The following is a 26303-nucleotide window of genomic DNA, read 5'->3' on the forward strand; positions in this document are numbered from 1 at the left end:
GGTCGTCCCGACCAGATATAGCCCAGGATATGACCCCCGGGCCCGGCAGCAGACAGGAGGGCAAGCGATGCAGCGCAGAGAATTCGTGACCGCCCTGGCGGCGACGCTCCTGATCGCGCCGATGGCGCGGGCGGATGCGATGACCGACAGCGTCGAGCGCCAGCTCCGCGCCCAGGGCTTCACCAAGATGCATGTCACCCGCACCTGGCTGGGCCGCACCCGCATCGTCGCCACCAGCAAGACCCAGACCCGCGAGATCATCATCAATCCGCGCACCGGCGAGATCCTGCGCGACTACTGGCAGCCGCTTGCGACCAGCGGTCAGGTTTCTGCCAGCGACGAGATTCTAGATTCGCGTCCCAACAGCACCGGCGGAGAGGCAGAGGGCGTGTCCGACGCCTCCTCCGGCAGCAGCGACGGAGGCAGCAGCAGTGACGGCGGCGGGGACAGTGGCGGCGACAGCGGCTCGAGTGGCGGCGACCATGGGGGCGACGGCAGCGGTAGCGGCGGCGATGGCGGCGGCGACGGAGGAGATGGCGGCGATGGCGGCAGTGACTGAGCGGCGGACCCCCGGCCGAACGGAACCCACCGGGGTGGCACGATGACGAATTTCCACATCGTGGCGGTGATCCTCGCGGTGCAGGCTTTCTGCGCCTTCTTTTTCGTCTCGGACATCGTGCTGACCGTTCTCGGGCTGCGGGCCCACCCGATCAGCTGGCAGAACAAGGAACTGCTCGAAATGGGCGCCGCGCTCGGCCTCATTCTCGGGCTGGTGCTGGGGGCGGTGGCGCTGTGGCGCTCGCTCCAGCGCACCGCCAAGGTCGAGGGCCAGCTGCGCGCCGCCTCCGGCGCCTTCATGGAACTGCTCGAGGAACGCTTCGGCGACTGGGGCCTGACCCCGGCCGAGCGCGATGTCGCCCTGTTCGCGATCAAGGGCTTCTCGACCCAGGAAATCGCCGGCATCCGCAGCACCTCGGAAGGCACCGTCAAGGCCCAGACCAACGCGATCTACCGCAAGGCCGGGGTCAGCGGCCGGCCGCAACTTCTCAGCCTGTTCATCGAGGACCTTATGGCCGAGGCGCTGGTCGACCGCGCCCCGGCGGCGGCGGCACTCGCGGCCCTGCCCGTCGGCCGCGAAAATCAGCGACCGACGGCGTAGCGTTCCAGCACCTCGAGCGGGACGATGTCCAGCGTCCGCTTGTGGGTGGCGGCAAGGTTCACCTGCGGCGCCGCCCCCTCTTCATGCGCCTGCAGGAAGCGCACCGCGCAGAGGCACCACTGGTCGCCGGGCTTGAGACCGGCGAAGTTGTGCTCGGGCCGCGGCGTCGACAGGTCGTTGCCGAGGTATTTCGACAGGGCGAGGAACTCGGCGGTCATCACCGCGCAGACGGTGTGGCGGCCGTAATCGAGCTTGCCGGTATCGCAGCAGCCGTTGCGGTAGAAGCCGGTCATCGGGTCGGTCGAGCAGGTCTCCAGCTTCCCGCCCAGCACGTTCAACGACGGTTCCATCATCGACATCTCCCTCCCCTGTCGGCCTTCTGTCGGCCGGCGCCAGTATTGCCGCGACGGGACGCATTGTCATGTCACGGCGTGGGGAATTTGTGGCGCGCCCTAGGCCGCCGGTCCGCCCCGCCGCCGCGCGCCGATCGCCACCGCCGCCAGCCCGGCGAGCAGCAGCCCCAGCACCGGCCCGTCGCCCCAGCGGGCATAGGGCGGCGCCGGCAGCGATCCCGGCACGGTCACGTCGAGATACCCCTTGCTGTTGAGCGGCAGCGTCTTCAGCAGCCGCCCCTTGGCGTCGATCACCCCGGACACCCCGGTGTTGGCGGCGCGCAGCAGCGGCACCCCCTCCTCGATCGCCCGCAGCCGCGCCTGGGCGAGGTGCTGGTAAGGGCCGGCGAGATTGCCGAACCAGCCGTCATTGGTGACCTGCAACATCCAGTCCGGCCGCGACGGCGCCGCCCGGATATCCTGCGGAAACACCGCCTCGTAGCAGATCAGCGGCAGGACATGGCCAAGACGGCCGAGGGCGAGCACCGCCGCGCCGGGACCGGGTGAATAGCCGTTGCCCTGCTGCGCCGCGAAGGCGGTGATGCCGAAATACTTCCCCAGGAAATCGCCCAGCGGCATGTACTCGCCGAAGGGCACCAGGTGATGCTTGTCATAGACATCCTCGACATCGCCCCTCGTATCCAGCACGGCAAGGCTGTTATAGGCGCGCCGGCCCGAAACCCTCTGGATGCCCAGCGCCACCGGCACGCCCTGCGCCGCCGCCGCGATCATCTGCAGCCCGATGCCGGGATTGTTGAGCAGGAACGGCGCCGAGGTCTCGGGCCAGACGATCAGGTCGGGGCGCCGGCCGTCCTTGCCCGGGGCGGCGGTGTAGCGCAACTGGCGGTCGAAGAAGACGCGCTGCATGTCCGGGCGCCATTTCAGCGCCTGTTCGGCGTCGGGCTGGACCAGCCGTACCGTGATCGGCTGCGGCCGCGGCGGCACCGGCTGGTCGAGGCGCCAGAGGCCGAAGCCGCCGGCCATGCCCAGCAGCAGCGCCGAAAGCAGGATGCCCCGGCCGCGCGGCACGGCGAAGGGCAAGGCGGCGGCCAGCGTCGTCATCAGCGACAGGCCGACGGGGCCGAGGAAGATGTCGGCCTGCGCCGGCCAGGTCCCGACCCAGATATGGCCGACCAGGGCCCAGGGAAAGCCGGTGAAGACATAGGTGCGCAGCAGGTCGGTGGCGGCGAGGCCGAGGGCGAACCCCAGCGCCCGGCTCGGCAGGCCGCGGCCCAGCGCGGCGCCGATGCCGGCGGCCAGGGCCCAGAACAGGGCCATGCCGAAGGCCATGAACAGCAGCGCGAAGGGCGCCATCCAGCCGTCGCGGCCGGGATCGACCATGAACGGATCGACGATCCAGAACATCGCCGCGCCGAACTGCCCGGCCCCGGCGAGCCAGCCCAGCCAGACCGCGCGGGCGACGGAGCGTTCGCGCGCGATGACGAAGGTCAGCCCCGACAAGGCCACCAGCGCCAATCCCCACCAGCCCAGCGGCGCCTGACCGGTGGCGATCAGCGCCCCCAGCGCCATGGCGCCGAGCAGTGCCCGCCCCCCGGGCCGTGCCGGAGCTTTCAGAACCCGGGGGAGCCGCACCTTCAGCCGCTCACCGCTGCGCTGTCGCGACTCGGGGAGGACGACGCCTTGCTCGCCGCGGCCGGGGCCGTGCCCGGCAGCCGCACCCGCAGCCGCTTGATCCGGCGCGGATCGGCATCGACGACCTCGAACTCGACGCCGCTTTCGTGGCGAATGACCTCGCCGCGCGCCGGCACCCGGCCGATCAGCAGGAAGACCAGGCCGCCCAGCGTGTCGACCTCCTCCTCGTCCTCCTCGGTCGGGGCGAGGCTGTGGCCGATCTCGGCCTCGAACTCGTCGAGCGGCGCGCGCGCCTGGACCAGGTAGACGCCCGGCTTCTCGGCGGTCCAGAAGCCGTCATTGGCCTCGTCATGCTCGTCCTCGATCTCGCCGATCACGGTCTCGATCAGGTCCTCGATGGTCACCAGCCCGTCGACACCGCCATATTCGTCGATCACCAGCGCCATGTGGACGCGTTCCTTCTGCATCTTCTGCAGCAGCACCCCGACCGGCATCGACGGCGGCGCGAACAGCACCGGGCGGATCAGCTTGCGCAGCGAGAACCGGCCGCCGGGCGCGCCGAAACCGTAGGTCAGCGCCAGGTCCTTGAGCATCACCAGCCCGAGCGGCTTGTCGAGCGTGTCCTTGTAGACCGGCAGGCGGGAATAGCCATGCTCGCGGAACACCTCGACCAGTTCCTCGCGGTGGATGTCGACCGGCACGGCGGCGATCTCGGCCTTGGGAATGGCGACGTCGTCGACCCGCAGCCGGCGCAGGTTGCTCAACCCGAACGAGTTGGCGGCGGCGGCGCCGTTGACCGGCCGCGGCTCGGCCGTCTCGGAAGCGGTATCGCTGTCAGGGGAAAACGCACTGAACAGCCGGCCGAAAAAGCCCTGCTGCTCGCTCATTTCGGGGTCTCGCGCGCGCTGCGCTGCGTTAGACCCTTCGCTGCTGCTGTCCATCTGTCCTTTCCAAACAAGCGGGCAGAATGGCCCGCACTTTCACGAATATGGGTCCGCAACCCCCAGGCTTGCAAGTATTCGCGTCTCAAGCCCTTCCATCAAAGCCGCATCGCCATCGCGAATGTGATCGTAACCCAACAAATGCAAGGTTCCGTGAACCACCAGATGGGTGACATGGGCGCCCATGGTCTTGCCCTGGTCCCCGGCCTCGCGCTGGCAGGTCTGCCAGGAGATGGCGATGTCGCCCAACTCCTCCGGATCCTCCGGGCTGCCCTCGTCGGGAAGCGCCGGCGCCGCGCCCTCGTCCCGGGCGGAAAGATCCTCGGCCGGCCAGCTGAGCACGTTGGTCGGCGTCGCCTTGTCGCGGAAATCGGCGTTGAGCACGGCGATGCGGGCGTCGTCGCAGCCCAGCAGCGACAGCTCGTAGCCCGCCGGGTCGAGCCCCAGCGCCTCCAGCGTCGCCCGCGCGGCGCGTTCGGCCACCGGGCCCAGGCCGAACCTGTCCCAGCGCCCGTCCTCGATCACAGTGTCAACCAGCGGCCTCATCGTCGCGCTCATACGCCTCGATGATCCGGGCGACAAGCGGGTGGCGCACGACATCTCGGGAAGTGAAGTAGTTGAAGCTCACGCCCTTGACCTTGCCGAGGATGCGTTCCGCCTCGGCCAGGCCGCTGGGCATGCCGCGCGGCAGGTCGACCTGGGTCCGGTCGCCGGTGATCACCATGCGGCTGCCCTCGCCCAGTCGGGTGAGGAACATCTTCATCTGCATCGAGGACGCGTTCTGCGCCTCATCCAGCACCACGAAGGCGTTCGACAGGGTGCGGCCGCGCATGAAGGCCAGCGGCGCGATCTCGATCTGCTTCTCTTCCATCAGCTTCTGCAGCTGCTTGCCCGGCAGGAAATCGTTCAGCGCGTCATAGAGCGGCTGCATGTAGGGATCGACCTTCTCCTTCATGTCGCCGGGCAGGAAGCCCAGCCGCTCGCCCGCCTCGACGGCGGGGCGGGACAGGATGATCCGGTCGACATGGCCGCCGATCAGCATCGAGACGCCGACGGCGACGGCGAGGTAGGTCTTGCCGGTGCCGGCCGGGCCGATGCCGAAACCGAGTTCGTTGGCGTAGAGCGCCTTGACATAGGCCTTCTGCGCTTCGGTGCGCGGCTCGATGATCTTCTTGCGGGTGCGGATCTCGACCTTGCCGCCCTGGAACATTTCCAGCTGGTCGGCCGGCTCGCCGCCGCGGCCCGGGGTCTCGAAGATCGGGTCGCCCATCCGGATCGCGCCGTCGATATCGCCCGCGTCGATCTGCCGCCCGGCCTCGAGCCGGGCATAGAGACCGCGCAGCACCACCGCCGCCTGACTGCGCGCCGCCCCCGGGCCGATCACGGCGAGCTGGTTGCCGCGCCGGATGATCTGGACGCCAAGCTGGTGCTCGACCTGGGCCAGGTTGCGGTCGAACTCACCGCAGAGGCCGATCAGCAGGCGATTGTCGGGGAATTCCAGAAGCGTCTCCTGGACGTCTTCCGGGACGGGCGGGGGTGTCAGCGCGCTGATGCCCAATAACGACTCCTGTGCAAGAGGTCACATGAATATGGTGGCAATCGAAAGGGGTTTGCGCAAGCTCTGGTGCAAAAATTTCAATAAAGTGAAACGAAGCGGCCGCGGATTGCGCATCCGCGGCCGCCTGCTGCCCATCTCCCGGGCCTAGCGCGTATAGGTGATCTTCTCGCCCGGCTTGACCGGATCGCGGATGTCGCCGCCGGCCTTGAACGGCCCGGTGGCCACGTTCGGCGGGGCGATGCCCGAGCAGACCGGCTTGCCGTATTTGTCCAGCCGGGCCGAGAGATAGCCCTCGACGCCGTCGTCGATGATCCAGTGGTCGCAGCCGGTCGGGTCGACCCAGATCCCGGCCTTGAGCTGGGTCAGCGACTTGACCCCGATCGGGCCGCGGTCGACGCCCTTGTTCTTCGGCGTCGCCTCTAGATCGGCACAGGCGCCGAGTGCCAGCGGCAGCAGCAGCAGGGCCGTGAGTTTGACAATGTTCATCTCGCAGCCCCCCTCAGCGGATGCATTCGATTTCGACGCGCCGGTTCAGGCGCATGCCCGCGGCCGTCTTGTTCGAGGCGATCGGCATCCGTTCGCCATACCAGCGCACCGAGGCGACCCGGGCGCCGACCGAGCGCGCGACCTTGGCCACCGACTCGGCCCGGCGCTTGGACAGGTCCATGTTGTAGGCGTCGCTGGCGCGGCTGTCGGTATGGCCGTTGATGGCATAGGAGAACGCCCCGGCATGGGTGAAGAAATAGCGCAGCTTGCGCTTGCCCTCGGCGCTGATCGACGCCTTGTCGGTGGCGAAGAGCTGATCGGAATTCATCACCGCGCAGGTCTTGCCACGGTGGCAGATCGGCTTGCCGTCGCGGTCGAGGCGGATGTCCATGTAGCCCTCGGCACCGTCATCCATCGCCCAGTGCTCGCAGCCGTCCGGGTCGATCCAGATCGTCGGCTGGTAAATCTCGCCCGTCCGCGTTTCCGGCTTGGCCGCCTGCGAGACCGTGCCCTTCGGCACCGATCCGGTCGCAGTGCCGGGCGTGCCGCCAGCCGCCGCCGCCCCGGCCGAAATGGTCATTGCCAGCATGGCCGCGGCTGCGCCGCCCATGCCGGCCCGAATGATCTTGGAATACATCGCTCCCTAGCCCCCTGCCAGAACCCATCGGGGCTCGCGATATCGCCCCTTCAGGAAAAGGTCACACACTCTATATGTTTGAGTCTAGCAAATTTTGGGGATCTGTGAAGGGCGAATCCCCAAATATTGTGTCTCACGGATCAACAGTGTACCCGCGACTCCGGAACTGTCCGCGCCGCGACGACGCGGCCCCGCCGCGCCTCAGCCGTCCACCCAGTCCCCGGCGAGCGAGTTCGGTGCCGAGCCCGTGATTCTGACCCGGCCGATCACGCCGGGTCGCGCCGCCGGGTGGCGGACGTGAACCGCATGGAGATGCTCGGATTTCCCGACCATCTGCCCCTCGAGCCGGCCCGGCTTCTCGAACAGGACCGAGACCTCGCGGCCGACCATGTCATCCTGAACCTGCCGCTGCTGCTGCGTCAACAGCGCCTGCAGCCGTTGCAGCCTTTCATCCGCCACCTCGGCCGCCACCGCCGCTTTCTCCGCCGCCGGGGTGCCCGGCCGGGCCGAATACTTGAACGAATAGGCCATGCCGTAGCCCACCGCCTCGACCAGCTGCATCGTTGCCTCGAAATCTTCGTCGGTCTCGCCCGGGAAGCCGACGATGAAATCCGAGGTCAGGACCAGGTCGGGCCGGGCGGCGCGGATGCGCTCGACCAGCCGCAGGTATTGCTCGGCGGTATGCTTGCGGTTCATCGCCTTGAGGATGCGGTCGCTGCCCGACTGCACCGGCAGATGCAGGTAGGGCATCAGCTCGGGCAGCTCGCCATGGGCGGCGATCAATTCGTCATCCATGTCGTTGGGATGCGAGGTGGTGTAGCGGATGCGGTCGAGCCCGTCGATCTTGGCCAGTTCGCGCGCCAGCCGGCCCAGGCCCCAGTCGCCGCCTTCCCCGGCGCCGTGATAGGCGTTGACGTTCTGACCCAGCAGGGTGATCTCGCGCACGCCGCGCTCGACCAGGTCGCGGGCCTCGGCCAGCACCCGGTCGACCGGCCGGCTGACCTCGGCGCCGCGGGTATAGGGCACGACGCAGAAGGCGCAGAACTTGTCGCAGCCCTCCTGCACGGTCAGGAAGGCGGTCGGCCCGCGCGCCGCCTTGGGCCGCCGGGCGAGGTGGTCGAACTTGTCCTCGAGCGGGAAATCGGTGTCGACCGTCTTCTCGCCGGCCTCGGCGGCCTTCGTCATCTCGGGCAGGCGGTGATAGCTCTGCGGCCCGACCACCAGGTCGACCAGCGGCATCCGGCGCAGGATCTCCGCGCCCTCGGCCTGGGCGACGCAGCCGGCGACGCCGATCTTGAGCTCGGGCTTGGCCTCCTTCAAGGGACGCAGCCGCCCGAGATCGGAATAGACCTTCTCGGCCGCCTTCTCGCGGATGTGACAGGTGTTGAGCAGCACCATGTCGGCCTCGTCGGCCTGCTCGGTCGTGACGTAGCCCTGCGCGCCCAGCGCCTCTGCCATGCGCTCGCTGTCATAGACGTTCATCTGGCAGCCGTAGGTCTTGATGAAGAGCTTCTTCGGCGCCGTGTCGTGATCGGCCATCGGTCCAAGCCTCGTGGTGATGCAAGCCGCGTTCCTATCCAAACTGGCGCCCGACCGCAACGCTTGCAATGCCGCGCCGGCTGGCGGATTCTGCGCGCGGGGCAAGAACAGGCAGGGCCACGGTGACCTACGACGGATTGAGCGATTTCCTGGCCAGGGGGCGCGATGCGCTGGCCGCGGGGCCGGTGGCGATGATCTTCGCCGAGGACCGGGTCGAGGTGAGCAGCACCGTGCGCCACCATCTCGACGCCGGCTTCCGCTCGGTGCTGGTCTTCACCGCGCCGGGCGTCGATTTCGCCCTCCACCTGTCGGACGGCGTCTACCGCATCCGCTACGACCTGCACCGCGAGGGCGCGGTGCCCGCGGCGGTCAACCGGATCATCGCCGCGGCGCCGGGGCTGTGGATGTATTACTGCTACAACGCCGAATACCTGTTCCACCCCTTCTGCGAGACCCGCAACATCCGCGAGATGCTGGCCTTCCACGCCGAAGAGCGCCGCGACGCGGTGCTGACCTATGTCATCGACCTCTATGCCGGCGACCTGTCGCGCCATCCCGACGCGGTCGACCTCGACGCCGCCCTGCTCGACCGCACCGGCTATTACGCCCTCGCCCGCGCCGACGCCCGCGGCCAGCCCAAGGAGCGCCAGCTGGATTTCTTCGGCGGGCTGCGCTGGCGCTTCGAGGAACACATCCCGAAAACGCGGCGCAAGATCGACCGGATCGCGCTGTTCCGGGCCAAGCCGGGGCTGCAGCTGCGCGACGACCACACCTTCAACGACGAGGAATACAACACCTATTCCTGCCCCTGGCACCACAACATCACCGCCGCCATCGTCTCGTTCCGCACCGCCAAGGCGCTGAAGAGCAACCCCGGATCGACCTTCGACATCCCCAGCTTCAAGTGGCGCAACTCGGTACCCTTCGCCTGGCACTCGCAGCAGTTGATGGACCTGGGGCTGATGGAGCCGGGGCAGTGGTTCTGAGGTGAAGCCGGCAAGGGGGCGCTGCCCCCGGAGTATTTGCGCAAAGGTGAAATGGAGGGGCGCCGCCTGTCTTTCATCGTCACGAAAATGTCCCGGGTTCGCCAACCCTGCGCCATTGGTCCGGGCGAACTGGCGACGGGGCAGCGCCCCTGGCCTGCATCCGGATCAAGAATGGGAAGCGGTCAGACCCGCTTGAGCCGGATCACCACGTTGACATGGGCGATCTCGGTGCCCTCGGGCGCCTCGGGCAGGCCGGTGATCCGCAGCTCGTCGGCCGGCGCGTCGCTCAGCCGGTTGTCGTCTTCCCAGTAGAAATGGGGATGGTCGTCGGTGCGGGTGTCGAAATGGCTCTTGTTGCCGTCGACGGTGATCTCGGCCATCAGCCCGACATCGCAGAAGGCGCGCAGGGTGTTGTAGACCGTCGCCAGCGACACCTTCTCTCCCGCCGCGCGGGCGGCGGCGTACAGGCTTTCGGCGGTGACGTGGCGATTCTGGCCGTCGCCGATCAGCAACGCCGCCAGCGACAGGCGCTGACGGGTCGGGCGCAGGCCGGCCTGCGCCAGCCATTTCGCGCCGCGCGCGGTGGCGATCGGGGTCATCCGCTAGCTCTCCCTTTCCTGATCCGGCAATATAGGAGGCCGGGCGGGGTGTTTTCAAATAGAAATCACCGTCGAAACGCCCCGACGGGCCGGCCGCGCCCCATCCGGCGCCCTTGCTTGCTTGCATGCGCTCGGTTGCGGGTGGTAGAGGGACGGGATGTATCCATAACGGGGGCAAGGCCGAATGGCGGAATATCCGACGAGCTTCGACAAGGAGCAGCTGCTGAAATGCGCGCGGGGCGAATTGTTCGGCCCGGGCAATGCCCAGCTGCCCCTGCCGCCGATGCTGATGATGGACCGCATCACCGATATCTCGGCCGATCGCGGCGCCCATGGCAAGGGTCATGTGGTGGCCGAGTTCGACATCACCCCGGATCTGTGGTTCTTCGAATGCCACTTTCCCGGTAACCCGGTCATGCCCGGCTGCCTCGGCCTCGACGGCCTGTGGCAGCTGACCGGCTTCAACCTCGGCTGGCGCGGCTGGCAGGGCCAGGGCTTCGCGCTCGGCGTCGGCGAGGTCAAGCTGCAGGGCATGGTGCGGCCGGACCGCACGATGATCACCTATTACGTCGACTTCACGCGCGTCATCGACCGCAAGCTGAAGATGGGCGTGGCGGACGGCCGCGTCGAGGCCGACGGCGAGGTGATATATCAGGTCAAGGACATGAAGGTCGGCCTGGCCGTCGCCGGCTGACCCCGCGAACATCACGAGGAGAGCAACCATGCGCCGTGTCGTCGTCACCGGGATCGGCATTGTCTCGCCGATCGGAAACAACGCTGCCGAGGTCGAGGCCAGCCTGCGCGCCGGTCGCTCGGGGATCATCTTCGCCGAGGACTATGCCGAGCACGGCTTCCGCAGCCAGGTGAAGGGCCAGCCCCAGATCAAGGTCGAGGACCATATCGACAAGCGCAACCTGCGCTTCATGGGGCCGGGTGCGGCCTACAACTTCATCGCCATGGAGCAGGCGATCGCCGATGCCGGGCTCGAGGAGAGCGACGTCTCGAACGAGCGCAGCGGCCTGGTGATGGGCTCGGGCGGACCGTCGACCTCGAACTTCTTCCTCGCCCATAACACGGTGATCGAGAAGGGCTCGCCCAAGCGGATGGGCCCGTTCATGGTCACCCGCTGCATGAGCTCGACCAACTCGGCCTGCCTGGCGACGCCGTTCAAGATCAAGGGCGTCAACTACTCGATCACCTCGGCCTGCTCGACCAGCGCCCATTGCATCGGCAACGGGGTCGAGCAGATCCAGATGGGCAAGCAGGACATCGTCTTCGCCGGCGGCGGCGAAGAACTGGACTGGACCCTGTCCTGCCTGTTCGACGCCATGGGCGCGATGAGCTCGAAATACAACGACACGCCTCAGACCGCCTCGCGCCCCTACGACGCCACCCGCGACGGCTTCGTCATCGCCGGCGGCGGCGGCGTGGTGGTGCTGGAAGAACTCGAGCACGCCAAGGCGCGCGGCGCCAAGATCTATGCCGAGGTGACGGGCTACGGCGCCACCTCGGACGGCTATGACATGGTCCAGCCCTCGGGCGAGGGCGGCGAGCGGGCGATGCGCGTCGCGCTGGCGACCCTGCCGGAAGGCCGCAGCATCGACTACATCAACGCCCACGGCACCTCGACCCCGGTCGGCGATATCGGCGAGGTGGAAGCGGTGCGGAACATCTTCGGCGAGGGCAACACGCCGCCGATCTCTTCGACCAAGTCGCTGACCGGCCACAGCCTGGGCGCCACCGGCGTGCACGAGGCGATCTATTCGCTGATCATGATGCAGGGCAACTTCATCGCCGCCTCGGCCAACGTGACCGAGCTCGATCCGAAGCTGAAGCCCGAAGAGATCGCCACCACCCTGCGCGAAGGGGTGGAACTGGATTCGGTCCTGTCGAACAGCTTCGGCTTCGGCGGCACCAACGCGTCGCTGATCTTCAGCCGCTTTGACGAATAAGCAGAAGCAAGCAAGGGGTTCGACATGGCCGAACTGATGAAGGGCAAACGCGGGCTGATCATGGGCGTCGCCAACGATCGCTCGATCGCCTGGGGCATTGCCCGCGCCATGGCCGCCGAAGGGGCGGAGCTGGCCTTCTCCTATCAGGGCGAGGCGTTCGGCAAGCGGGTCGAACCGCTGGCGCAGAGCCTGGGCTCGTCGCTCCTGGTCGATGTCGACGTCATGGACGACGATTCGCTCGACGCCGCGTTCGAGCGGCTCAAGAACGAATGGGGCACACTCGACTTCCTCGTCCACGCCATCGCCTATTCGGACAAGAACGAGCTGACCGGCCGCTTCACCGACACCTCGCGCGAGAACTTCAAGAACTCGCTCTGCATCTCCTGCTATTCCTTCATCGACGTCTCGCGCCGCGCCGCCGCGCTGATGCCGAACGGCGGCACGCTGCTGACCCTGACCTACCAGGGCTCGAACCGGGTGACGCCGTTCTACAACGTCATGGGCGTGGCCAAGGCGGCGCTGGAAAGCTCGGTGCGCTATCTCGCCAACGACCTCGGCCCCGACGGCATCCGCGTCAACGCGATCTCGCCGGGCCCGATGAAGACGCTGGCCGGCGCCGCGATCGGCGGCGCGCGCAAGACCTTCCGCCACACCGAGGCCAATGCGCCGCTGCGCGCCAATGCCACGCTCGAGGCGGTCGGCGGCACCGCGGTCTACCTCGCCTCGGATTACGGCGCCTGCACCACGGGCGAGATCGTCCGGGTCGACAGCGGCTATCACGTGCTGGGCATGCCGCAATCGGAGAACCTGTAAGGGGCGCCAAGACGGCGTCCCTCCGGGCTGTGATAGCGGGCCGCTTCCCTATGCGCCCTGCGGACGAAGCGGGTTTTGGGCCTGACGCGACAGAGGGCCGCGCCCTCCCTCGGGTGGGCGCTCGCGGCGTTCGCGGTCGGCACTTTGTCCCGAAAGCCCCGAACGCCCTCTGAACCGCGCAAGACATCGCCAAGGCGCCTTCCCAAGGGAGAGGGAGGGCGCGCAACGGCGGGCTTGCGCCCTTGATTCCGGGCCAGGGACGCTCTTGTCGAAGCTCCCTGCAGGGGTCAACGTCGGTTTGCGCCCTCGCCCGGCTACTCCTTCTCCCGCAACGCCGCGCGCTGCTCCTCGACGCGCCTCTGGAACGCGCGCTCGTCGCCGAAATCGACGAAATGCGGGTAATGCCTATGCGGCTCGGCCAGCCGCCGGGCATGCTTGATCGGGCACCAATAGGCCTCGGTCCGCGCCGCCACCTCGCGCACCCAGGCGATGACGCCGTTGGCATAGCCGCAATAGATGCAGTTCAGCTTCTGCAGCCCGTTGAGATAGGCGAGGCTCTGGCGGTCGATCACGACGTAATCGCGCCGCGGCACCTTGGGGATACCGTAGACCGGGAAACAGATGGCCTGGTAGAGCACGACGAAAAGGTCGAGCAGCGCGAAGGGCACGATCAGGGCATAGATCACCGGCGCGGTCAGCACGACCAGCGGCCGGGTGCGCGCCAGGAAGCTGGAGAGCTTCTCGCGCGCCGCGCGGTGACGGGCGCGGACCTCGGCCTCGAACACCACCCGGCCGCGCTCGACCCGGTAGCGGAACTCGCGCCGCTTGTCTTCGATTTCGGCCTCGAGCGCGTCCTGCATCTCGCGGACACGCTCGGCCAGCCGGTCAAGGGGGGAGGTCATCGGCCGCTCCGTGCTGTTGAGCGGTCAGAACAACACGAAGCGGCCCGTCAGCCAAGGGTGATCGCCGGAGCGACCGGATGGCGCGGCTCAGACGATCTCGACCAGCGCGAAGGCGAAGGTCAGGTCGCGGCCGGCAAGCGGGTGGTTGGCGTCCAGCACCACCGCCTCTTCGGTCACCTCGACCACGGTCACCGGCATTTTCTGGCCCTCGGGGGTGGTCAGTTCGAGCACGGTGCCGAGATCGAGCGGCAGGTTCTCGGGCACCTGGCTGCGCGGCACGGCCTGGCGGGCGTTCGGATCGGCCTCGCCATAGGCCTCGGCGGCAGCGACGGTCACGGTCTTTTCCTCGCCCGCGGTCATGCCGGGCAGCGCGCGGTCGAGACCGGGGATGATCTGGCCGGCACCGACGGTGAATTCGAGCGGGTCGCGGCCCTCGGAACTGTCGAAGACCGTCCCGTCGGCCAGGGTGCCGGTATAATGGATGCGCACGGTGTCGCCGGGTTTGACCTGGGTCATCGCCTCTCACTTTCGGTTATCTTGGGGGAGTTTCCGAGGCTGCGCCCTTCTTCGCGCAGGTACTCTGGGTGAGCGCCAAGCCTGACGCGCCCGCGCGCGGATGTAAACCCCCGCGCCGCCGCCGCGCCGGGCCTTTTCGCGACGTCCGCGCTGTGCCACTGTGCGGCCGGGAGGACAAACCATGAGCATCACCACCTGCGTCTTCGACGCCTACGGCACCCTGTTCGACGTTGCCGCCGCCGCCCGCCAGGCCGCGGCCGAGCCCGAGAACGCGGCGCTTGTCGATATCTGGCCCAAGCTGGCCGAGGACTGGCGCCGCAAGCAGCTGGAATACAGCTGGCTGCGGGCGATCACCGGGGTGCATGCCGATTTCTGGCAGGTCACCGGCGACGGGCTCGACTGGGCGATGGAGGCTGCCGGGCTGGACGACAAGCGGCTGCGCGAACGGCTGATGGCGCTTTATGCCGAGCTGCAGGCCTATGACGAAGTGCCGGAAATGCTGACGACGCTGAAGGCCGAGGGCTTCGCCACCGCGATCCTGTCGAACGGCGCCCCGGGGATGCTCAAGGCGGCGGTCGACTCGGCCGGGATCGGCGACGTCCTCGACGACGTGCTGTCGGTCGAAAGCTGCGGCGTGTTCAAGCCCAACCGCAAGGTCTACGACCTCGTCGGCAAGCGCTTCCGCACCAAGCCGGAAGAGGTGCTCTTCGTCTCGTCGAACGGATGGGACGCGGCCGCCGCCGCCGGCTACGGCTTCGCCACCGCCTGGGTCAACCGCTCCGGCCAGCCGATCGACCAGCTACCGTGGACGCCCGACACCATCCTGCCCGACCTGACCACGATCCCGGACCTCGCCGCCAAGCTATGACCGCGTATTTCACCGCCGATGACGGCGCCCGCCTCGCCTATGCCGACGACCAGATCGGCAGCGGCGGCCCCACCCTGCTCTGCCTCTCCGGCCTGACCCGGACGATGGGCGATTTCGACTACCTCAGGCCGCATCTGTCGCCCTGCCGCCTGATCCGGATGGATTACCGCGGCCGCGGCGCCTCCGCCTTCACCGGGGCCGAGAGCTACACGGTGCCGCGCGAGGCGCAGGACGCGCTTAACCTGCTCGACCATCTCGGCGTCGCACGGACGGCAATCCTGGGCACCTCGCGCGGCGGCATCCTCGCCATGTTCCTCGCCGCCACCGCCAAGGACCGGCTGACCGGGATTTGCCTCAACGATGTCGGCCCGGTGGTCGAACGCAAGGCGCTGGAGCGCATCTTCACCTATGTCGGCCGCAACCCCGGCGCCAAGTCGCTGGCCCAGCTCGCCGCCGCCATGCCCTCGAGCCTGCCCGATTTCGCCAACGTCCCGGCCAGCCGCTGGCAGGAAGAGGTGAGCCTGCATTACCGCGAGACGCCCGACGGGCTGCGCATCACCTACGATCCGGCGCTGCGCGACGCCGTCGCCGCGGCGATGGAAGGCCCCGACCCCGATCTCTGGCCGCTGTTCGACGCCGCCGAGGGCCTGCCGCTCGCCCTCCTCCGCGGCGCCAATTCCGACCTGCTGTCGCCCGAGACCGTGGCCGAGATGCGCCGTCGCCGGCCCGACATGCTGTTCGCCGAAGTCCCCGATCGCGGCCATGTCCCGTTCCTCGACGAACCGGAGTCGCTCGGGCTGATCCGCGCCTTCCTGGACAGGCTGGGCGCCTGACAGCCCGACGCCTGCACCGCGGACGGACCGAGGACGCTCCGCGGGGGATATTTGAGTGAAGATGAAAGCAGGCCGCCCTTTCATCTTCACGACAAATATCCCCGCCGGAGGCTCCCGTCCCCTCCGCCTTCGCACCGTCGGGAATGGCGCGCGACCTCAGAATTCCGTCCAGACCGCCAGCTTGAGATCGGCGTCGTGGCCGCCAATAATGGTCATCCCCGGCGAGATCGCCAGCCGGGCGTGGCGGCCGAGGCGGCGGATCAGGCCGGGGACGAGGCGCAGCTTGCGCGGCGCGCCGGGATAGGCGTCGGCGCGGACCTGCAGCATCGCCGCCCAGCGGTCCGAGGGCTTGACGCCGAGCGTGACCTCGATCTTGGGCGCGATCTGCCAGGTGGCGGGCCAGAGCTCTGCCTGCAGCTCGACCTGTTCCCAGCCCGGCCAGGGCAGCCGCCCGGCGCCGAAACCGCGGCCCCAGGCAAGGGCCGGGCGCAGGATGGTCACCGTGCCGCCGCCCGGCACTCGGCGCCGGCCCAGCGCCAGCCCCCAGCGCAGCTTGTCCCGGCCGCTGCTCCACGGCGCCATGCGATAGGCGCCGACGAAGACGTCGCCGCCGCCGGAAGCGCCGAGTTCCGATTCCAGGCCGAGCGTCCAGCCGTCCTTCAGCCCGTATTCGAGGAACAGCTCGCCGCGCGCCTCCACGCCACGACTGTCGCGCCAGCCGGTCACGGCGGTCGAGAGGAAGAAATGCCCCGGCGCGCGTGGCCAGGCGCCGGCACGGGCCGGCGCAGCGCCCCCGGTCGCGGCGCATGCCAGCGCCGCGCAAACCAGCACAGCCCCCCTGCCGGACATCGCCGCCTCCTTTCCGGCCAAACCTGCCGGCAGCGTCCTTAAGGACCGGTTAACCGCCCGGGCCGGCGCCAAGGGGACTGTTCCGCCGCCCGCGCCCGCGCTAGATCGGAAGCTGCCGCCACAGGGAGCCCACCATGACCGACATTTCGATGATCGACGCCGCCGCCGCCCGCCTGAAGGGCCATGCCCGGCGCACGCCGCTGCTCTCTTCGCCCTTCCTCGACGAGATCGCCGGGCGCCGGGTGCTGGTGAAGGCGGAATGCCTGCAGCATACCGGCTCGTTCAAGTTCCGCGGCGGCTGGTCGGCGGTCTCGGCGCTGGCGCCGGAGGTGCGGGCGCGCGGCGTCATCGCCTATTCCAGCGGCAACCACGCCCAGGGCGTTGCCTATGCCGCCCGGCAACACGGGGTGCCGGCCGTCATCATCATGCCGTCCGACGCGCCCAGGCTGAAGGTCGACAACACCCGGACCCTGGGCGCCGAAGTCGTGCTCTACGACCGCGCCAACGAGAGCCGCGAGGCGATCGGGGCGCGGCTGGCCGAAGAACGCGGGCTGACCCTGATCAGGCCCTATGACGAGCCGCAGGTGATCGCCGGCCAGGGCACCTGCGGGCTGGAGATCGCCGAACAGGCCGCCGAGCAGGGCGTGACCGGGGGCACGGTGCTGGTGCCCTGCGGTGGTGGCGGGCTGACCTCGGGCATCGCGCTAGCGCTGGAGGCGCGGGCGCCGGGGCTGAAGGTGCGGCCCTGCGAGCCGGAGGGCTTCGACGACACGGCACGGTCGCTGGCGGCGGGCGAGATCCTGCGCAACCCGCGCATGGCGGGCTCGCTCTGCGACGCGATCGTCACGCCGGAGCCGGGCCAGCTCACCTTTCCGATCCTGTCGCGGCTCTGTGGCCCGGGGCTGGCGGTCAGCGACGACGAGGCGCTGCGGGCGATGGCGCTGGCCTTCCTGCGGCTGAAGATCGTCATCGAGCCGGGCGGCGCCGTGGCACTGGCGGCGGCGCTGTTCCGGCCCGACCAGTTGCAGGGCGACACGGTGATCGCGGTGGCGACCGGCGGCAATGTCGACGCCGATCTCTACCGCACGGCGCTGGAGCGGTTCGGGACGCCGTGACGCCTCCCCGTAGCGCCTCTAACGCTGGCGCAGATGCGCCAGCGCGCGCTGCCAGCCGCCGGGGCCGACGAGGAAGGACAGGGCGAAGCCGGTGAAGAAGCCGGCGAGGTCGGCGATCCAGTCGGGGCGGCTGCCGAAGAAGACGCCGAAGATCAGCTGGATCCCCATCAGGAAGCCGATCAGCGAGAAGGCGCCATACTGGTTCTGCCCGGTCTCGCCCAGCCTGGTCCATAGCAGGAAAGTGAACGCCCCGATCAGCCCGTAATCGGCCGGGTAGCCGCCGAACAGCCATTGCGACGGCCCCGCCAGCAACCCGAAGGCCAGCGCGCCGACGATCGCCGAGCAAAAGAAGATCGCCAGCACCGCCAGCGGCCGGAACACCTCGCCGACGAACTTGCCCAGCGCCAGCAGGAAGACCGCGACGAAGACCGCATGGGTCACGCTGCCATGGACGAAGGGATAGGTGACGAAGCGCAGCAGCAGGGCCGGCGGGAAGGTGCCATTCTCGATCATCCATTGCAGGAAGGACGAGTTGAAGCCGAACCACTGCACCGCCTCGTTGCGCCAGCCGATGGCCGCCGGCCCGCCGGCGATGCCCGAGGCGCCGAGGCCGAACACCACCTCCATCGCCACGATCGGCAGCACCAGCAGCCACACCACCCAGGGCAGCGGATTGAACGGCGGGGCGTTGTGATCGTGATGCATGGGAACTCCTTGTGCCCGCGCCGGGCGGCCTTCGGTTGACGGTCGGCGGCCCCGGAGATAAGCGAGGATGCCGGAAATTTCCAGACGGAGTATCACCGATGACCGATGCGGTCCAAACGCCTCGCGTCGACCCGCGCTTCACGCCGCGGGTGTTCTCGGGCATCCAGCCCTCGGGCGGGCTGACCCTTGGCAACTATCTCGGCGCGCTCAAGCGTTTCGCCGAGATGCAGGGCGACGGGTTCGAGACGATCTACTGCCTTGTCGACCTGCATGCGATCACCGTCTGGCAAGAGCCGGAAAAGCTGCGCCACCAGACCCGCGAGGCCGCTGCCGCCTTCATGGCCTCCGGCGTCGACCCGAGCCGCTCGATCCTGTTCAACCAGAGCCAGGTCTCGGCCCATTCCGAGCTGGCCTGGGTGTTCAACTGCGTCGCCCGCATGGGCTGGATGGGCCGGATGACGCAGTGGAAGGACAAGACGGCCGGCAAGAATGCCGAGAACGCCTCGCTCGGCCTCTTCGCCTACCCGTCGCTGATGGCCGCCGACATCCTGGTCTACCACGCCACCCATGTGCCGGTGGGCGAGGACCAGAAGCAGCACCTTGAACTGACCCGCGACATCGCGGCCAAGTTCAACCACGACTACGGCACCGATTTCTTCCCGATCACCGAGCCGGTGATCGAGGGCACGGCGACGCGGGTGATGAGCCTGCGCGACGGCTCGAAGAAGATGTCGAAATCGGACCCGTCGGACATGAGCCGGATCAACCTGACCGACGACGCCGATACCATCGCCCAGAAGATCCGCAAGGCGCGCACCGATCCCGAGGTGCTGCCCGACACGCCCGACGGGCTGGCCGAGCGGCCCGAGGCGCGCAACCTGGTCAACATCTTCGCCGCCCTCTCCGGCAGCTCGGTCGAGGAAGTGCTCGCGGACTATGCCGGCCAGGGCTTCGGCGCCTTCAAGCCGGCGCTGGCCGAGCTGGCGGTCGAGAAGCTGGCGCCGATCTCGGGCGAGATGACCCGGCTGATGAGCGACCCGGCCGAGATCGACCGCATCCTCGGCGACGGCGCCGACAAGGCCGAGGCGATCGCCCAGCCGATCCTCGACAAGACGCTCGAGATCACCGGCATGATCCGCTCGCGCCGGCGCTAGGGGATGGTCAGGGCGCTCGCACGGGTTGCCCTGACGCTCGTCCTGCTGGCCTCGCTGACAGGGCTGGTCTGGACGGCCCGCGATGTGCTGCGCACCCCGGCGCTGCAGCCGCTGGTGGCGCGCAGCGCCGAGGGTATCCGCGCTGCCTCGAACCTGATGATGGCGGCCGAGGCGACGCCGGAGAACGTCACCGCACGGCTGCGCACCCTGCTGGCCGAGACGCCCCGCAACTGGCTGGCGATCGCGGCGGTCGAGGGTGTCGCCGAACGCCGCGCCATCGCCCTGCCAGCCGATCTGGCCGCCGCCCGCCAGGCGGCCTGGGACGAAGATCACAGCTGGAGCGCCACGGCCGGCAAATGCGCCGCCTGCGCCATCGACGCCGCGAGTTGCGAGCTTTCCGCCGTGCTGATCTGCCAGGCGCCGATGGTGCTGACCCCGCTGGGCGACATCGCCGGGGTCGGCAGCGAGAGCTGGCACTATCTTACCGGAGCGCAGGTCGACCGGCTCAATCTCGGCCTGTCGCTGGCCGGGCTGGGGGCGACGGCGCTGGTGCTGGTCAGCGGCGGCTCCTCGGTCTCGGTCAAGCTGGGCGCCGGGACGCTGCGGCTGGCGCATCGCATGGGGCTGGTGAGCGAACGGCTGGGCCGCTTCGTGCTGCACAGCGTCGAGGCCGGGATCGACTGGGCCCGCCTGCCCGCCGCCCGCGGCCGCGACGACCTGATCGCGCTGGTCGACCCGCGGGTCCTGCGCCCGCTGGCCGAGACGCTGGACGATCTCGGCCGGATCGGCGCCAGGCTGAGCCCGACCGAAACCCTGCACCTGCTGCGCTATATCGACGGCCCCGCCGATGCCCGCCGCATGGCCCGGGCCAGCGAGGCGCTGGGGGAAAGGACCGTCGGCCGGCTCGAACTGCTCGGCAAGAGCCGCTTCCTGCGCGCGACGCTGCGCTTCTCGGCCCATGCCCTGGGCCTGATCGCCGGGCTCTTCGGCCTGATCTGGGCCGGCGGCACCCTGATCGCCCATGCCCTCGGCCACGCCGCCCTGCGCCGGCAGCGGCGCTGGGCCCGCGCCCGGCAGCGGACCTAGGATGGAGACGCGCTGGGGGCGCTGCCCCCGCCCGTTCCGGCCCCCCCCCCGGGATATTTCCGCTCAGGTGAAGGCAGAAGCGCATCCTGCATTTCACCTTTGCGAAAAATACTCCGGGGGAGTCGCCCCTGGGCGACGGGGGCAGCGCCCCCCTGGGCGAACGGCCTGCCAGCCGCGGCGCCCTCAGATCACCTGTACCGGCGTGCCGATCCCGACCTCTCGGAACAGGGCCGCCACCTCGGCATTGCTCAGCCCGTAGCAGCCCAGCCCGCCGTGCAGCGCGGCGCCCGGCTCCTCCGGTGCGCCGTGAATGCGGTAGCCGCGCCAGCCGAGGCAGAGCGCGTGGCTGCCGAAGGGGTTGTCCGGTCCGGCGCTGACCCGGCGCGGCAGGGCCGGGTCGGCGGCGAACATCGCCGGGGTCGGGCGCCAGGTCGGCCCGACCAGCTTGCGCACCACCTCGGTCCGGCCGCGCCGGCGCAGGTCGGCCGCCTGCGGCAGGCGGCAGGGAAACTCGTGATAGCCGACGCCGTCGGCGGCCCAGAAATGCAGCCGGCCGCCGCGGCTGTCGATCAGGATCGCGCCCGCCGAGAGAGTCGCGAAATGGGCCGGCCAGTCGCCGGGCCCCCATGTCGTCGCGCGGCCGCGCAACGGCAACGCCAGCGCCGCGACGCCGCTTGCGATCAGGCCCAGGACTCCACGGCGTTTCACCTTGTCATCATCCATCTCAGCCTCCTTTCGGCGCGTTCCGGTCTTGCCGCGCCGACGGCAGGGTCCGCCCGCCCCGGCCTCCGCTCAAGTCACGAAGCGGGGACGCGGCAAGCCCTCGCCCAGACGCGCGCGCGGCAGGGCGGCAGGGCGGCAGCGGTTTTGTCATCAAACCGACGCGAAACCGTCACCAACCGGATTCCTCGCGCCCCCAGTCTGCCCCCTGGGGCGTCCGCCCCCGCGCGGCCCGGGCCCTGTCCCGTTTCCCCCGGCAGGTGCCTCCCCCCGGCGTTCTGCCGCCGCTCGTGCCGCGCCACGGTCCCGCTTTCCCCGGCCCGGACCGTCCCTGCCCCCGGCCCCGTGCCGGGGGCAGTTTCGCCGGCACCTTTCGCGGCGGACATCTTTGTCGCATCCCCTGCGCGCAGCGCATGGCAGCCCCGCTCTGGACCCTGCCCGGGCTTGGTGCTTAACTCCGCGCCGCAAGCACACGGAGGACGGCAATGGCAACGGGCAGCAACATCCGCACCTATTTCGAGGGCAGCTGGCACGAGGGCGACGTGCCGGTGATGCGCGCGGCCGATCACGGCAGCTGGCTCGGCACCACCGTCTTCGACGGCGCCCGCCAGGTCGACGGGCTGACCCCGGATCTCGACCTGCACTGCGCCCGCGTCAACCGCTCGGCCGCCGCGCTGATGATCACGCCGACGGTCGAGGCCGACCGCATGGTCGAGATCGTGCGCGAGGGGCTGGCGCTTTATCCCAAGGGCACGCCGGTCTATATCCGGCCGATGTACTGGGCGCTGGACGGCGATGCCAGCGGCATCGTCCCGCGCGCCGAGGGCAGCGGATTCGCCATCTGCCTCGAGGAAATCCCGATGGCCGCGCCGGATGCCGCCGTCACCCTGACCACGACGCAGTTCCGCCGCCCGGTGCTGGCTGACAATGTCGTGAACGCCAAGGCCGGCTGCCTCTATCCCAACAACGCCCGGATGCTGGTCGAGGCCCGGTCGAAAGGCTATGGCAACGCCCTGGTCGCCGACGCGATGGGCAATGTCGCCGAGAGTGCGACGGCGAACGTGTTCATGGTCAGGGACGGCGCGGTCTTCACCCCGATCCCGAACGGCACCTTCCTCGCCGGCATCACCCGCGCCCGCCATATCAAGAACCTGCGCGCCGACGGGCTCGAGGTGCACGAGACGGTGCTGACCTTCGACGACTTCCGCAAGGCCGACGAGGTCTTCCTGACCGGCAACATGTCGAAGGTCACCCCGGTGAGCGAATTCGACGGCACCTCCTACCAGATCGGCCCCGTCGCCCGCCGCGCGCGCGAGCTCTACTGGGACTGGGCCCGGACCGACGCGGGCGCCGCGTGATCCGCGCTTGCCAGCAGCGCCCGGCTTCGGCAATGATCCAGCGGCAAGGAGTTCAGTAGATGCGCAAGTTTCTCGTCGTCCTCGACGACAGCCGCGAATGCCTCAACGCAATGCGCTTCGCCGCGCTGCGGGCGGCCCATACCGATGCCGGCGTCCAGATCCTCTCGGTGATCCCGCCCGAGGAGTTCCAGCACTGGATGGGCGTGGGCGAGGTGATGCGGGCCGAGGCGCGCGAGCGGATCGAGGCCCATTTCGAGGTCTTCGCCAAGTGGATGCGCACCCGCCAGAACGTCGAGCCCGAGCTGGTGATCCGCGAGGGCGAGCCGGTCAACGAGATCCTGGGCCAGATCAAGGACGACCCCGAGATCGGCGTGCTGGTGCTGGGCGCCGGCACCGACAAGAGCGGTCCGGGCAAGCTGGTGACGGCGCTGTCGCGCTCCTCCGGCACCTTGCCGATCCCGATCACCATCGTGCCTGGCGAGATGTCGAAGGAACGGCTCGAGGCGATCACCTGAACGCCGGGGGGCCAGCCCCCCGGTCTCCCCCCCCGCCCCCGGAATATTTCCGCAAAGGAGAAGCGCGGGAACGGGAGGCGCCTTTCAGTTCTTCTTTGTCCGAATACTCCCGCCGGGGGCGTCGGCGCGCCAGCGGCGCGCATCTTAGAACCATTCCAAATCTTGACTTCACGGGCGCCCGGGCGCATATCCGAGCGTAACAGTCGGAGATAGCCATGTTCATCCAGACCGAATCCACGCCGAACCCCGCGACGCTGAAATTCCTGCCCGGTCAGGCCGTGCTCGACAGCGGCACCGCCGATTTCCCCAGCGCCGACACGGCCGGCGACTCGCCGCTGGCCCAGCGGCTGTTCGCGGTCGAGGGCGTGACCGGCGTCTTCTTCGGCCCGGACTTCGTCACCGTCACCAAGGCGGGCGAGCTGTCCTGGGACCACCTCAAGCCCGCCGTGCTGGGCGCGATCATGGAACATTACCAGTCCGGCCAGCCGGCCGTGACCAGTGCCGAGGGCGCCGGCGGCCACCAGGACCATGACGACGGCCCGGACAGCGAGATCGTCGCCCAGATCAAGGAACTGCTCGACACGAGGGTCCGCCCGGCGGTGGCCCAGGACGGCGGCGACATCACCTTCCACGGCTACGACCGCGGCATCGTCTACCTGCACATGCAGGGCGCCTGCGCCGGCTGCCCGTCCTCGACCCTGACCCTGAAGATGGGCATCGAGAACCTGCTGCGGCACTACATCCCGGAAGTGATCGAGGTGCGCCCGGTTGCCGCCTGAGCCCCTGATCCTGAGCTTCGATACATCGGCCGCGCGTTGCGCGGCCGCTTTGCTGTCGGGCGACCGGCTACTGGCCGAACGCAGCGAGGACATGGAGCGCGGCCAGGCCGAGCGGCTGATGCCGCTGCTGGAAGAGCTGCTGGCAGAGGCCGGCGCCGGCTGGCGCGATCTGGCGGCGATCGGCGTCGGCATCGGCCCGGGCAATTTCACCGGCATCCGGATCGCCGTCGCCGCCGCCCGCGGGCTGGCGCTGGCGCTTGCTGTCCCGGCGATCGGCGTCAACGGTTTCGAGGCGCTGGCGCTGGGGCAGGACGGCCCGGTGCTGTGCAGCCTCGACGGCCGCCGCGGGCGCTGCTGGATCGCCCCGCCCGACCAGCTCGACCTGGCGGAACTGACCACGCCGGAAGAGCTGGCCGGCGCGCTGCCGGTCGCGTTCCTCGAGCGCGACGTGATCGGCCACCGCGCCGAGGAGATCGCGGCCCTGACCGGCGGCCGGGCCCTGCCTCCCGCCGCCCCGCTGGCCGAGGCCATCGCCCGGATTGCCGCCGCCCGCCGCGCCACGCCACAGCAGCGCCCGGCGCCGCTCTACCTGCGCAGCGCCGATGCCGCGCCGCCTTCCGATCCGCCGCCGGCGATCCTGCCGTGAGCGGCCCGCCCGAGACCCCGGACGCCCTCGCCGCCCTCCATGCCCGCTGCTTCACCACCCCGCGGCCCTGGAGCGCCGACGAATTCGCCTCGCTGCTGTCCCTGCCCGGCTGCTTCCTGCTGACCGGGACCGGGGGCTTCCTGCTCGGCCGGGCGATCGCCGGCGAGGCCGAACTGCTGACCCTCGCCGTCGCGCCGGAGACCCGGCGCCGGGGGCTGGGCCGGACCCTGCTGGCCCGCTTCGAGGCCGAGGCCGCCGCCCGTGGTGCCGAGAACGCCTTTCTCGAGGTCGCCGCCGACAATGCCCCGGCCCGCGCCCTCTACGAAACCGCCGGCTGGCGACAGACCGGGCGCCGCAAGAACTACTACCGCGGGGCGGCTCGAGCAGTCGACGCCCTGCTCTACGCCAAGGCGATGGACAGGTGACGTAGGGGCAGGATAACTTTTTTACCTTTCGGTCAGGAATCCGGTGCTGCACCGGCAAAAACGCTATTGACCCCTCTTGCACGCTGCGGCCTTATTCGGCATGGGCCGACACAGAGCGGCGAGATGTCACAGGGGGGCAGACCCGGCTCGGGATGCCTCGCATCATGTAACCGGGAGTAATCCAAATGACCCTGATGAAGAAGATCGCGGGCGCGGCGGTGACGCTGGCGCTGACGGCGGGCGTTGCCGTGGCCGAGCCGGCCATCATCTACGACCTCGGCGGCAAATACGACAAGTCGTTCAACGAAGCCGCCTTCCACGGTGCCGAACGCTGGGCCAAGGAAACCGGCAAGAAATACCGCGAGCTAGAAATGCAGTCGGAAGCCCAGCGCGAGCAGGCGCTGCGCCGGCTGGCCGAATCGGGCGCCAACCCGGTGGTGATGACCGGCTTCGCCTTCGGCGACGTGCTCAACAAGGTCGCGCCGGACTATCCCGACACCAAGTTCGCGATCATCGACATGGTGGTGAACCAGCCCAACGTCGAGTCGATCGTCTTCACCGAGGAGCAGGGCAGCTACCTGGTCGGCATGATGGCGGCGATGGCCTCGAAGACCGGCACCGTCGGCTTCGTCGGCGGCATGGACATCCCGCTGATCCGCAAGTTCGCCTGCGGCTACGTCCAGGGCGTCAAGGCGGTGAACCCCGACGCCAAGGTGATCCAGAACATGACCGGCACCACCCCGGCGGCCTGGAACGACCCGGTGAAGGGCGGTGAGCTGGCCAAGGCGCAGATCAGCCAGGGCGCCGACGTCATCTATGCCGCCGCCGGCGGCACCGGCATCGGCGTGCTGCAGGCCGCGGCCGACGCCAACATCCTGTCGATCGGCGTCGACAGCAACCAGAACTACCTGCATCCGGGCCAGGTCCTGACCTCGATGACCAAGCGCGTCGACAACGCCGTCTACGCCGCCTTCTCGGCCGGCCCGAACCTCGAGCCCGGCGTCAAGGTGATGGACCTCAAGGCCGGCGGCGTCGCCCCGGCGATGGACGACAACAACGCCAAGCTGGTCACGCCCGAGATGAAGAAGGCGGTCGACGAGGCCACCAAGAAGATCGAGGACGGCGAGATCAAGGTCCACGACTACATGACCGACAATTCCTGCCCGGTGAAGTAAGA

General features: G+C 69.2%; 31 protein-coding genes. 17 read left to right on the top strand and 14 right to left on the bottom strand.

Translation table 11 applies throughout. The features are described 5' to 3' along the window. The first annotated feature begins 67 nt into the window (after positions 1 to 67). Both ACFOES_RS14310 and ACFOES_RS14315 read left to right on the top strand, forming a co-directional pair. Positions 68 to 559 carry a hypothetical protein gene (locus ACFOES_RS14310; RefSeq protein ID WP_377833986.1) on the top strand — a complete coding sequence of 164 codons (492 nt, stop codon included), beginning with the start codon at positions 68 to 70 and terminating at the stop codon, positions 557 to 559. 42 nt (positions 560 to 601) lie between these two features. Further along, positions 602 to 1159: a helix-turn-helix transcriptional regulator gene (locus ACFOES_RS14315; RefSeq protein ID WP_377833987.1), complete on the top strand. Its 558-nt coding sequence runs from the start codon at positions 602 to 604 to the stop codon at positions 1157 to 1159. On the opposite strand, the gene ACFOES_RS14320 is transcribed toward ACFOES_RS14315, so the two are convergent. The 8 genes from ACFOES_RS14320 to miaB form a co-directional block, all read right to left on the bottom strand. Continuing rightward, positions 1141 to 1512, bottom strand: a complete 372-nt coding sequence (locus ACFOES_RS14320; RefSeq protein ID WP_377834071.1) for a DUF2237 family protein — start codon at positions 1510 to 1512, stop codon at positions 1141 to 1143. The two genes, ACFOES_RS14315 and ACFOES_RS14320, sit on opposite strands and share 19 nt — an antisense overlap. A gap of 99 nt (positions 1513 to 1611) precedes the next feature. Continuing rightward, positions 1612 to 3081 (bottom strand): apolipoprotein N-acyltransferase, encoded by a 1470-nt coding sequence (lnt, locus tag ACFOES_RS14325; RefSeq protein WP_377833988.1) that lies wholly within the window; start codon positions 3079 to 3081, stop codon positions 1612 to 1614. Between the two features lie 65 nt (positions 3082 to 3146). After that, positions 3147 to 4085 (bottom strand): hemolysin family protein, encoded by a 939-nt coding sequence (locus ACFOES_RS14330; RefSeq protein WP_377833989.1) that lies wholly within the window; start codon positions 4083 to 4085, stop codon positions 3147 to 3149. Positions 4086 to 4124: 39 nt separating this feature from the next. After that, positions 4125 to 4631: an rRNA maturation RNase YbeY gene (ybeY, locus tag ACFOES_RS14335; protein WP_377833990.1), complete on the bottom strand. Its 507-nt coding sequence runs from the start codon at positions 4629 to 4631 to the stop codon at positions 4125 to 4127. Further along, positions 4615 to 5643, bottom strand: a complete 1029-nt coding sequence (locus tag ACFOES_RS14340) for a PhoH family protein (protein WP_377833991.1) — start codon at positions 5641 to 5643, stop codon at positions 4615 to 4617. The genes ybeY and ACFOES_RS14340 overlap by 17 nt, the downstream gene beginning before the upstream one ends. A gap of 144 nt (positions 5644 to 5787) precedes the next feature. Beyond that, positions 5788 to 6129, bottom strand: coding sequence for a hypothetical protein (locus ACFOES_RS14345; RefSeq protein ID WP_377833992.1), 342 nt, complete (start codon positions 6127 to 6129; stop codon positions 5788 to 5790). 13 nt (positions 6130 to 6142) lie between these two features. After that, positions 6143 to 6766, bottom strand: coding sequence for an OmpA family protein (locus ACFOES_RS14350; RefSeq protein WP_377833993.1), 624 nt, complete (start codon positions 6764 to 6766; stop codon positions 6143 to 6145). Between the two features lie 201 nt (positions 6767 to 6967). Continuing rightward, a complete protein-coding gene (gene miaB, locus ACFOES_RS14355) occupies positions 6968 to 8305 on the bottom strand; it encodes a tRNA (N6-isopentenyl adenosine(37)-C2)-methylthiotransferase MiaB (protein WP_377833994.1) in 1338 nt (445 codons plus the stop codon). Positions 8306 to 8427: 122 nt separating this feature from the next. Between miaB and ACFOES_RS14360 the strand changes: the two genes are divergently transcribed. Beyond that, positions 8428 to 9291, top strand: coding sequence for a hypothetical protein (locus tag ACFOES_RS14360; protein WP_377833995.1), 864 nt, complete (start codon positions 8428 to 8430; stop codon positions 9289 to 9291). A 182-nt stretch (positions 9292 to 9473) separates the two neighbouring features. Here the strand turns inward: ACFOES_RS14360 and irr are convergent, their stop codons facing one another. Further along, positions 9474 to 9890 carry a Fur family transcriptional regulator Irr gene (irr, locus tag ACFOES_RS14365; RefSeq protein WP_377833996.1) on the bottom strand — a complete coding sequence of 139 codons (417 nt, stop codon included), beginning with the start codon at positions 9888 to 9890 and terminating at the stop codon, positions 9474 to 9476. Positions 9891 to 10074: 184 nt separating this feature from the next. On the opposite strand from irr, the gene fabA reads away from it, so the two are divergent. Genes fabA through ACFOES_RS14380 form a run of 3 tightly spaced genes read left to right on the top strand, consistent with a single transcriptional unit; the run spans position 10075 to position 12655 of the window. Further along, positions 10075 to 10584, top strand: a complete 510-nt coding sequence (fabA, locus tag ACFOES_RS14370) for a bifunctional 3-hydroxydecanoyl-ACP dehydratase/trans-2-decenoyl-ACP isomerase (RefSeq protein ID WP_377833997.1) — start codon at positions 10075 to 10077, stop codon at positions 10582 to 10584. A gap of 28 nt (positions 10585 to 10612) precedes the next feature. Further along, on the top strand, positions 10613 to 11842 hold the full coding sequence (fabB, locus tag ACFOES_RS14375; RefSeq protein ID WP_377833998.1) for a beta-ketoacyl-ACP synthase I: 1230 nt from the start codon (positions 10613 to 10615) through the stop codon (positions 11840 to 11842). A gap of 24 nt (positions 11843 to 11866) precedes the next feature. After that, positions 11867 to 12655 carry an enoyl-ACP reductase FabI gene (locus tag ACFOES_RS14380; RefSeq protein ID WP_377833999.1) on the top strand — a complete coding sequence of 263 codons (789 nt, stop codon included), beginning with the start codon at positions 11867 to 11869 and terminating at the stop codon, positions 12653 to 12655. Between the two features lie 314 nt (positions 12656 to 12969). Here the strand turns inward: ACFOES_RS14380 and ACFOES_RS14385 are convergent, their stop codons facing one another. After that, complete coding sequence (locus ACFOES_RS14385; protein ID WP_377834000.1) at positions 12970 to 13557, bottom strand: hypothetical protein; 588 nt, start codon at positions 13555 to 13557, stop codon at positions 12970 to 12972. Positions 13558 to 13644: 87 nt separating this feature from the next. Continuing rightward, positions 13645 to 14073 carry an FKBP-type peptidyl-prolyl cis-trans isomerase gene (locus tag ACFOES_RS14390; protein WP_377834001.1) on the bottom strand — a complete coding sequence of 143 codons (429 nt, stop codon included), beginning with the start codon at positions 14071 to 14073 and terminating at the stop codon, positions 13645 to 13647. Between the two features lie 181 nt (positions 14074 to 14254). Here ACFOES_RS14390 and ACFOES_RS14395 point away from each other — a divergent pair, with 181 nt between their 5' ends. Continuing rightward, a complete protein-coding gene (locus ACFOES_RS14395) occupies positions 14255 to 14941 on the top strand; it encodes a haloacid dehalogenase type II (protein ID WP_377834002.1) in 687 nt (228 codons plus the stop codon). After that, the gene (locus ACFOES_RS14400; RefSeq protein WP_377834003.1) at positions 14938 to 15774 is read left to right on the top strand and encodes an alpha/beta fold hydrolase; all 837 of its coding nucleotides are present in this window, start codon (positions 14938 to 14940) and stop codon (positions 15772 to 15774) included. Before ACFOES_RS14395 ends, ACFOES_RS14400 begins: the two co-directional genes overlap by 4 nt. Before the next feature lie 156 nt (positions 15775 to 15930). Here the strand turns inward: ACFOES_RS14400 and ACFOES_RS14405 are convergent, their stop codons facing one another. Continuing rightward, entirely contained in the window at positions 15931 to 16623 is a 693-nt protein-coding gene (locus ACFOES_RS14405; RefSeq protein ID WP_377834004.1) for a hypothetical protein, read from the bottom strand. A gap of 134 nt (positions 16624 to 16757) precedes the next feature. Between ACFOES_RS14405 and ACFOES_RS14410 the strand changes: the two genes are divergently transcribed. Beyond that, positions 16758 to 17738, top strand: coding sequence for a threonine ammonia-lyase (locus ACFOES_RS14410; RefSeq protein ID WP_377834005.1), 981 nt, complete (start codon positions 16758 to 16760; stop codon positions 17736 to 17738). A gap of 18 nt (positions 17739 to 17756) precedes the next feature. Here ACFOES_RS14410 and ACFOES_RS14415 read toward each other — a convergent pair whose 3' ends face one another. Next, positions 17757 to 18443, bottom strand: a complete 687-nt coding sequence (locus ACFOES_RS14415) for a rhomboid family intramembrane serine protease (protein ID WP_377834006.1) — start codon at positions 18441 to 18443, stop codon at positions 17757 to 17759. Between the two features lie 98 nt (positions 18444 to 18541). Between ACFOES_RS14415 and trpS the strand changes: the two genes are divergently transcribed. Beyond that, complete coding sequence (trpS, locus tag ACFOES_RS14420) at positions 18542 to 19597, top strand: tryptophan--tRNA ligase (RefSeq protein ID WP_377834007.1); 1056 nt, start codon at positions 18542 to 18544, stop codon at positions 19595 to 19597. A 3-nt stretch (positions 19598 to 19600) separates the two neighbouring features. Then, positions 19601 to 20683, top strand: a complete 1083-nt coding sequence (locus ACFOES_RS14425; RefSeq protein ID WP_377834008.1) for a hypothetical protein — start codon at positions 19601 to 19603, stop codon at positions 20681 to 20683. Positions 20684 to 20866: 183 nt separating this feature from the next. On the opposite strand, the gene ACFOES_RS14430 is transcribed toward ACFOES_RS14425, so the two are convergent. Then, positions 20867 to 21406, bottom strand: coding sequence for a L,D-transpeptidase (locus ACFOES_RS14430; protein ID WP_377834009.1), 540 nt, complete (start codon positions 21404 to 21406; stop codon positions 20867 to 20869). 482 nt (positions 21407 to 21888) lie between these two features. On the opposite strand from ACFOES_RS14430, the gene ACFOES_RS14435 reads away from it, so the two are divergent. From ACFOES_RS14435 to ACFOES_RS14460, 6 genes are all read left to right on the top strand, one after another. Beyond that, complete coding sequence (locus tag ACFOES_RS14435) at positions 21889 to 22761, top strand: branched-chain amino acid aminotransferase (RefSeq protein ID WP_377834010.1); 873 nt, start codon at positions 21889 to 21891, stop codon at positions 22759 to 22761. Between the two features lie 59 nt (positions 22762 to 22820). Continuing rightward, a complete protein-coding gene (locus ACFOES_RS14440; RefSeq protein WP_377834011.1) occupies positions 22821 to 23276 on the top strand; it encodes a universal stress protein in 456 nt (151 codons plus the stop codon). Between the two features lie 215 nt (positions 23277 to 23491). After that, the gene (locus ACFOES_RS14445; RefSeq protein WP_377834012.1) at positions 23492 to 24055 is read left to right on the top strand and encodes a NifU family protein; all 564 of its coding nucleotides are present in this window, start codon (positions 23492 to 23494) and stop codon (positions 24053 to 24055) included. Next, positions 24045 to 24701 carry a tRNA (adenosine(37)-N6)-threonylcarbamoyltransferase complex dimerization subunit type 1 TsaB gene (gene tsaB, locus ACFOES_RS14450; RefSeq protein WP_377834013.1) on the top strand — a complete coding sequence of 219 codons (657 nt, stop codon included), beginning with the start codon at positions 24045 to 24047 and terminating at the stop codon, positions 24699 to 24701. The genes ACFOES_RS14445 and tsaB overlap by 11 nt, the downstream gene beginning before the upstream one ends. Then, positions 24698 to 25126, top strand: coding sequence for a GNAT family N-acetyltransferase (locus ACFOES_RS14455; RefSeq protein WP_377834014.1), 429 nt, complete (start codon positions 24698 to 24700; stop codon positions 25124 to 25126). Before tsaB ends, ACFOES_RS14455 begins: the two co-directional genes overlap by 4 nt. Before the next feature lie 185 nt (positions 25127 to 25311). After that, positions 25312 to 26301: a BMP family lipoprotein gene (locus ACFOES_RS14460; RefSeq protein ID WP_377834015.1), complete on the top strand. Its 990-nt coding sequence runs from the start codon at positions 25312 to 25314 to the stop codon at positions 26299 to 26301. Positions 26302 to 26303 lie beyond the last annotated feature (2 nt).

The sequence above is a fragment of the Acidimangrovimonas pyrenivorans genome (genome assembly GCF_042643245.1).
GTDB classification, from domain to species: Bacteria; Pseudomonadota; Alphaproteobacteria; order Rhodobacterales; family Rhodobacteraceae; genus Acidimangrovimonas; species Acidimangrovimonas pyrenivorans.

Excerpts from the sequence above, each read along its gene's own strand:
- ACFOES_RS14320 (WP_377834071.1), bottom strand. The coding sequence starts at position 1,512 with ATGATGGAACCGTCGTTGAACGTGCTGGGCGGGAAGCTGGAGACCTGC.
- ACFOES_RS14350 (WP_377833993.1), bottom strand. The coding sequence starts at position 6,766 with ATGTATTCCAAGATCATTCGGGCCGGCATGGGCGGCGCAGCCGCGGCC.
- ACFOES_RS14330 (WP_377833989.1), bottom strand. The coding sequence starts at position 4,085 with ATGGACAGCAGCAGCGAAGGGTCTAACGCAGCGCAGCGCGCGCGAGAC.
- ACFOES_RS14315 (WP_377833987.1), top strand. The coding sequence starts at position 602 with ATGACGAATTTCCACATCGTGGCGGTGATCCTCGCGGTGCAGGCTTTC.
- ACFOES_RS14440 (WP_377834011.1), top strand. The coding sequence starts at position 22,821 with ATGCGCAAGTTTCTCGTCGTCCTCGACGACAGCCGCGAATGCCTCAAC.
- lnt (WP_377833988.1), bottom strand. The coding sequence starts at position 3,081 with ATGGCGCTGGGGGCGCTGATCGCCACCGGTCAGGCGCCGCTGGGCTGG.
- ACFOES_RS14410 (WP_377834005.1), top strand. The coding sequence starts at position 16,758 with ATGACCGACATTTCGATGATCGACGCCGCCGCCGCCCGCCTGAAGGGC.
- ACFOES_RS14430 (WP_377834009.1), bottom strand. The coding sequence starts at position 21,406 with ATGGATGATGACAAGGTGAAACGCCGTGGAGTCCTGGGCCTGATCGCA.
- ACFOES_RS14405 (WP_377834004.1), bottom strand. The coding sequence starts at position 16,623 with ATGTCCGGCAGGGGGGCTGTGCTGGTTTGCGCGGCGCTGGCATGCGCC.
- ACFOES_RS14380 (WP_377833999.1), top strand. The coding sequence starts at position 11,867 with ATGGCCGAACTGATGAAGGGCAAACGCGGGCTGATCATGGGCGTCGCC.
- ACFOES_RS14395 (WP_377834002.1), top strand. The coding sequence starts at position 14,255 with ATGAGCATCACCACCTGCGTCTTCGACGCCTACGGCACCCTGTTCGAC.
- irr (WP_377833996.1), bottom strand. The coding sequence starts at position 9,890 with ATGACCCCGATCGCCACCGCGCGCGGCGCGAAATGGCTGGCGCAGGCC.
- miaB (WP_377833994.1), bottom strand. The coding sequence starts at position 8,305 with ATGGCCGATCACGACACGGCGCCGAAGAAGCTCTTCATCAAGACCTAC.
- ACFOES_RS14345 (WP_377833992.1), bottom strand. The coding sequence starts at position 6,129 with ATGAACATTGTCAAACTCACGGCCCTGCTGCTGCTGCCGCTGGCACTC.
- ACFOES_RS14435 (WP_377834010.1), top strand. The coding sequence starts at position 21,889 with ATGGCAACGGGCAGCAACATCCGCACCTATTTCGAGGGCAGCTGGCAC.
- ACFOES_RS14310 (WP_377833986.1), top strand. The coding sequence starts at position 68 with ATGCAGCGCAGAGAATTCGTGACCGCCCTGGCGGCGACGCTCCTGATC.
- fabB (WP_377833998.1), top strand. The coding sequence starts at position 10,613 with ATGCGCCGTGTCGTCGTCACCGGGATCGGCATTGTCTCGCCGATCGGA.
- ACFOES_RS14415 (WP_377834006.1), bottom strand. The coding sequence starts at position 18,443 with ATGCATCACGATCACAACGCCCCGCCGTTCAATCCGCTGCCCTGGGTG.
- ACFOES_RS14460 (WP_377834015.1), top strand. The coding sequence starts at position 25,312 with ATGACCCTGATGAAGAAGATCGCGGGCGCGGCGGTGACGCTGGCGCTG.
- ybeY (WP_377833990.1), bottom strand. The coding sequence starts at position 4,631 with ATGAGGCCGCTGGTTGACACTGTGATCGAGGACGGGCGCTGGGACAGG.
- ACFOES_RS14390 (WP_377834001.1), bottom strand. The coding sequence starts at position 14,073 with ATGACCCAGGTCAAACCCGGCGACACCGTGCGCATCCATTATACCGGC.
- ACFOES_RS14385 (WP_377834000.1), bottom strand. The coding sequence starts at position 13,557 with ATGACCTCCCCCCTTGACCGGCTGGCCGAGCGTGTCCGCGAGATGCAG.
- ACFOES_RS14400 (WP_377834003.1), top strand. The coding sequence starts at position 14,938 with ATGACCGCGTATTTCACCGCCGATGACGGCGCCCGCCTCGCCTATGCC.
- ACFOES_RS14425 (WP_377834008.1), top strand. The coding sequence starts at position 19,601 with ATGGTCAGGGCGCTCGCACGGGTTGCCCTGACGCTCGTCCTGCTGGCC.
- trpS (WP_377834007.1), top strand. The coding sequence starts at position 18,542 with ATGACCGATGCGGTCCAAACGCCTCGCGTCGACCCGCGCTTCACGCCG.
- ACFOES_RS14445 (WP_377834012.1), top strand. The coding sequence starts at position 23,492 with ATGTTCATCCAGACCGAATCCACGCCGAACCCCGCGACGCTGAAATTC.
- fabA (WP_377833997.1), top strand. The coding sequence starts at position 10,075 with ATGGCGGAATATCCGACGAGCTTCGACAAGGAGCAGCTGCTGAAATGC.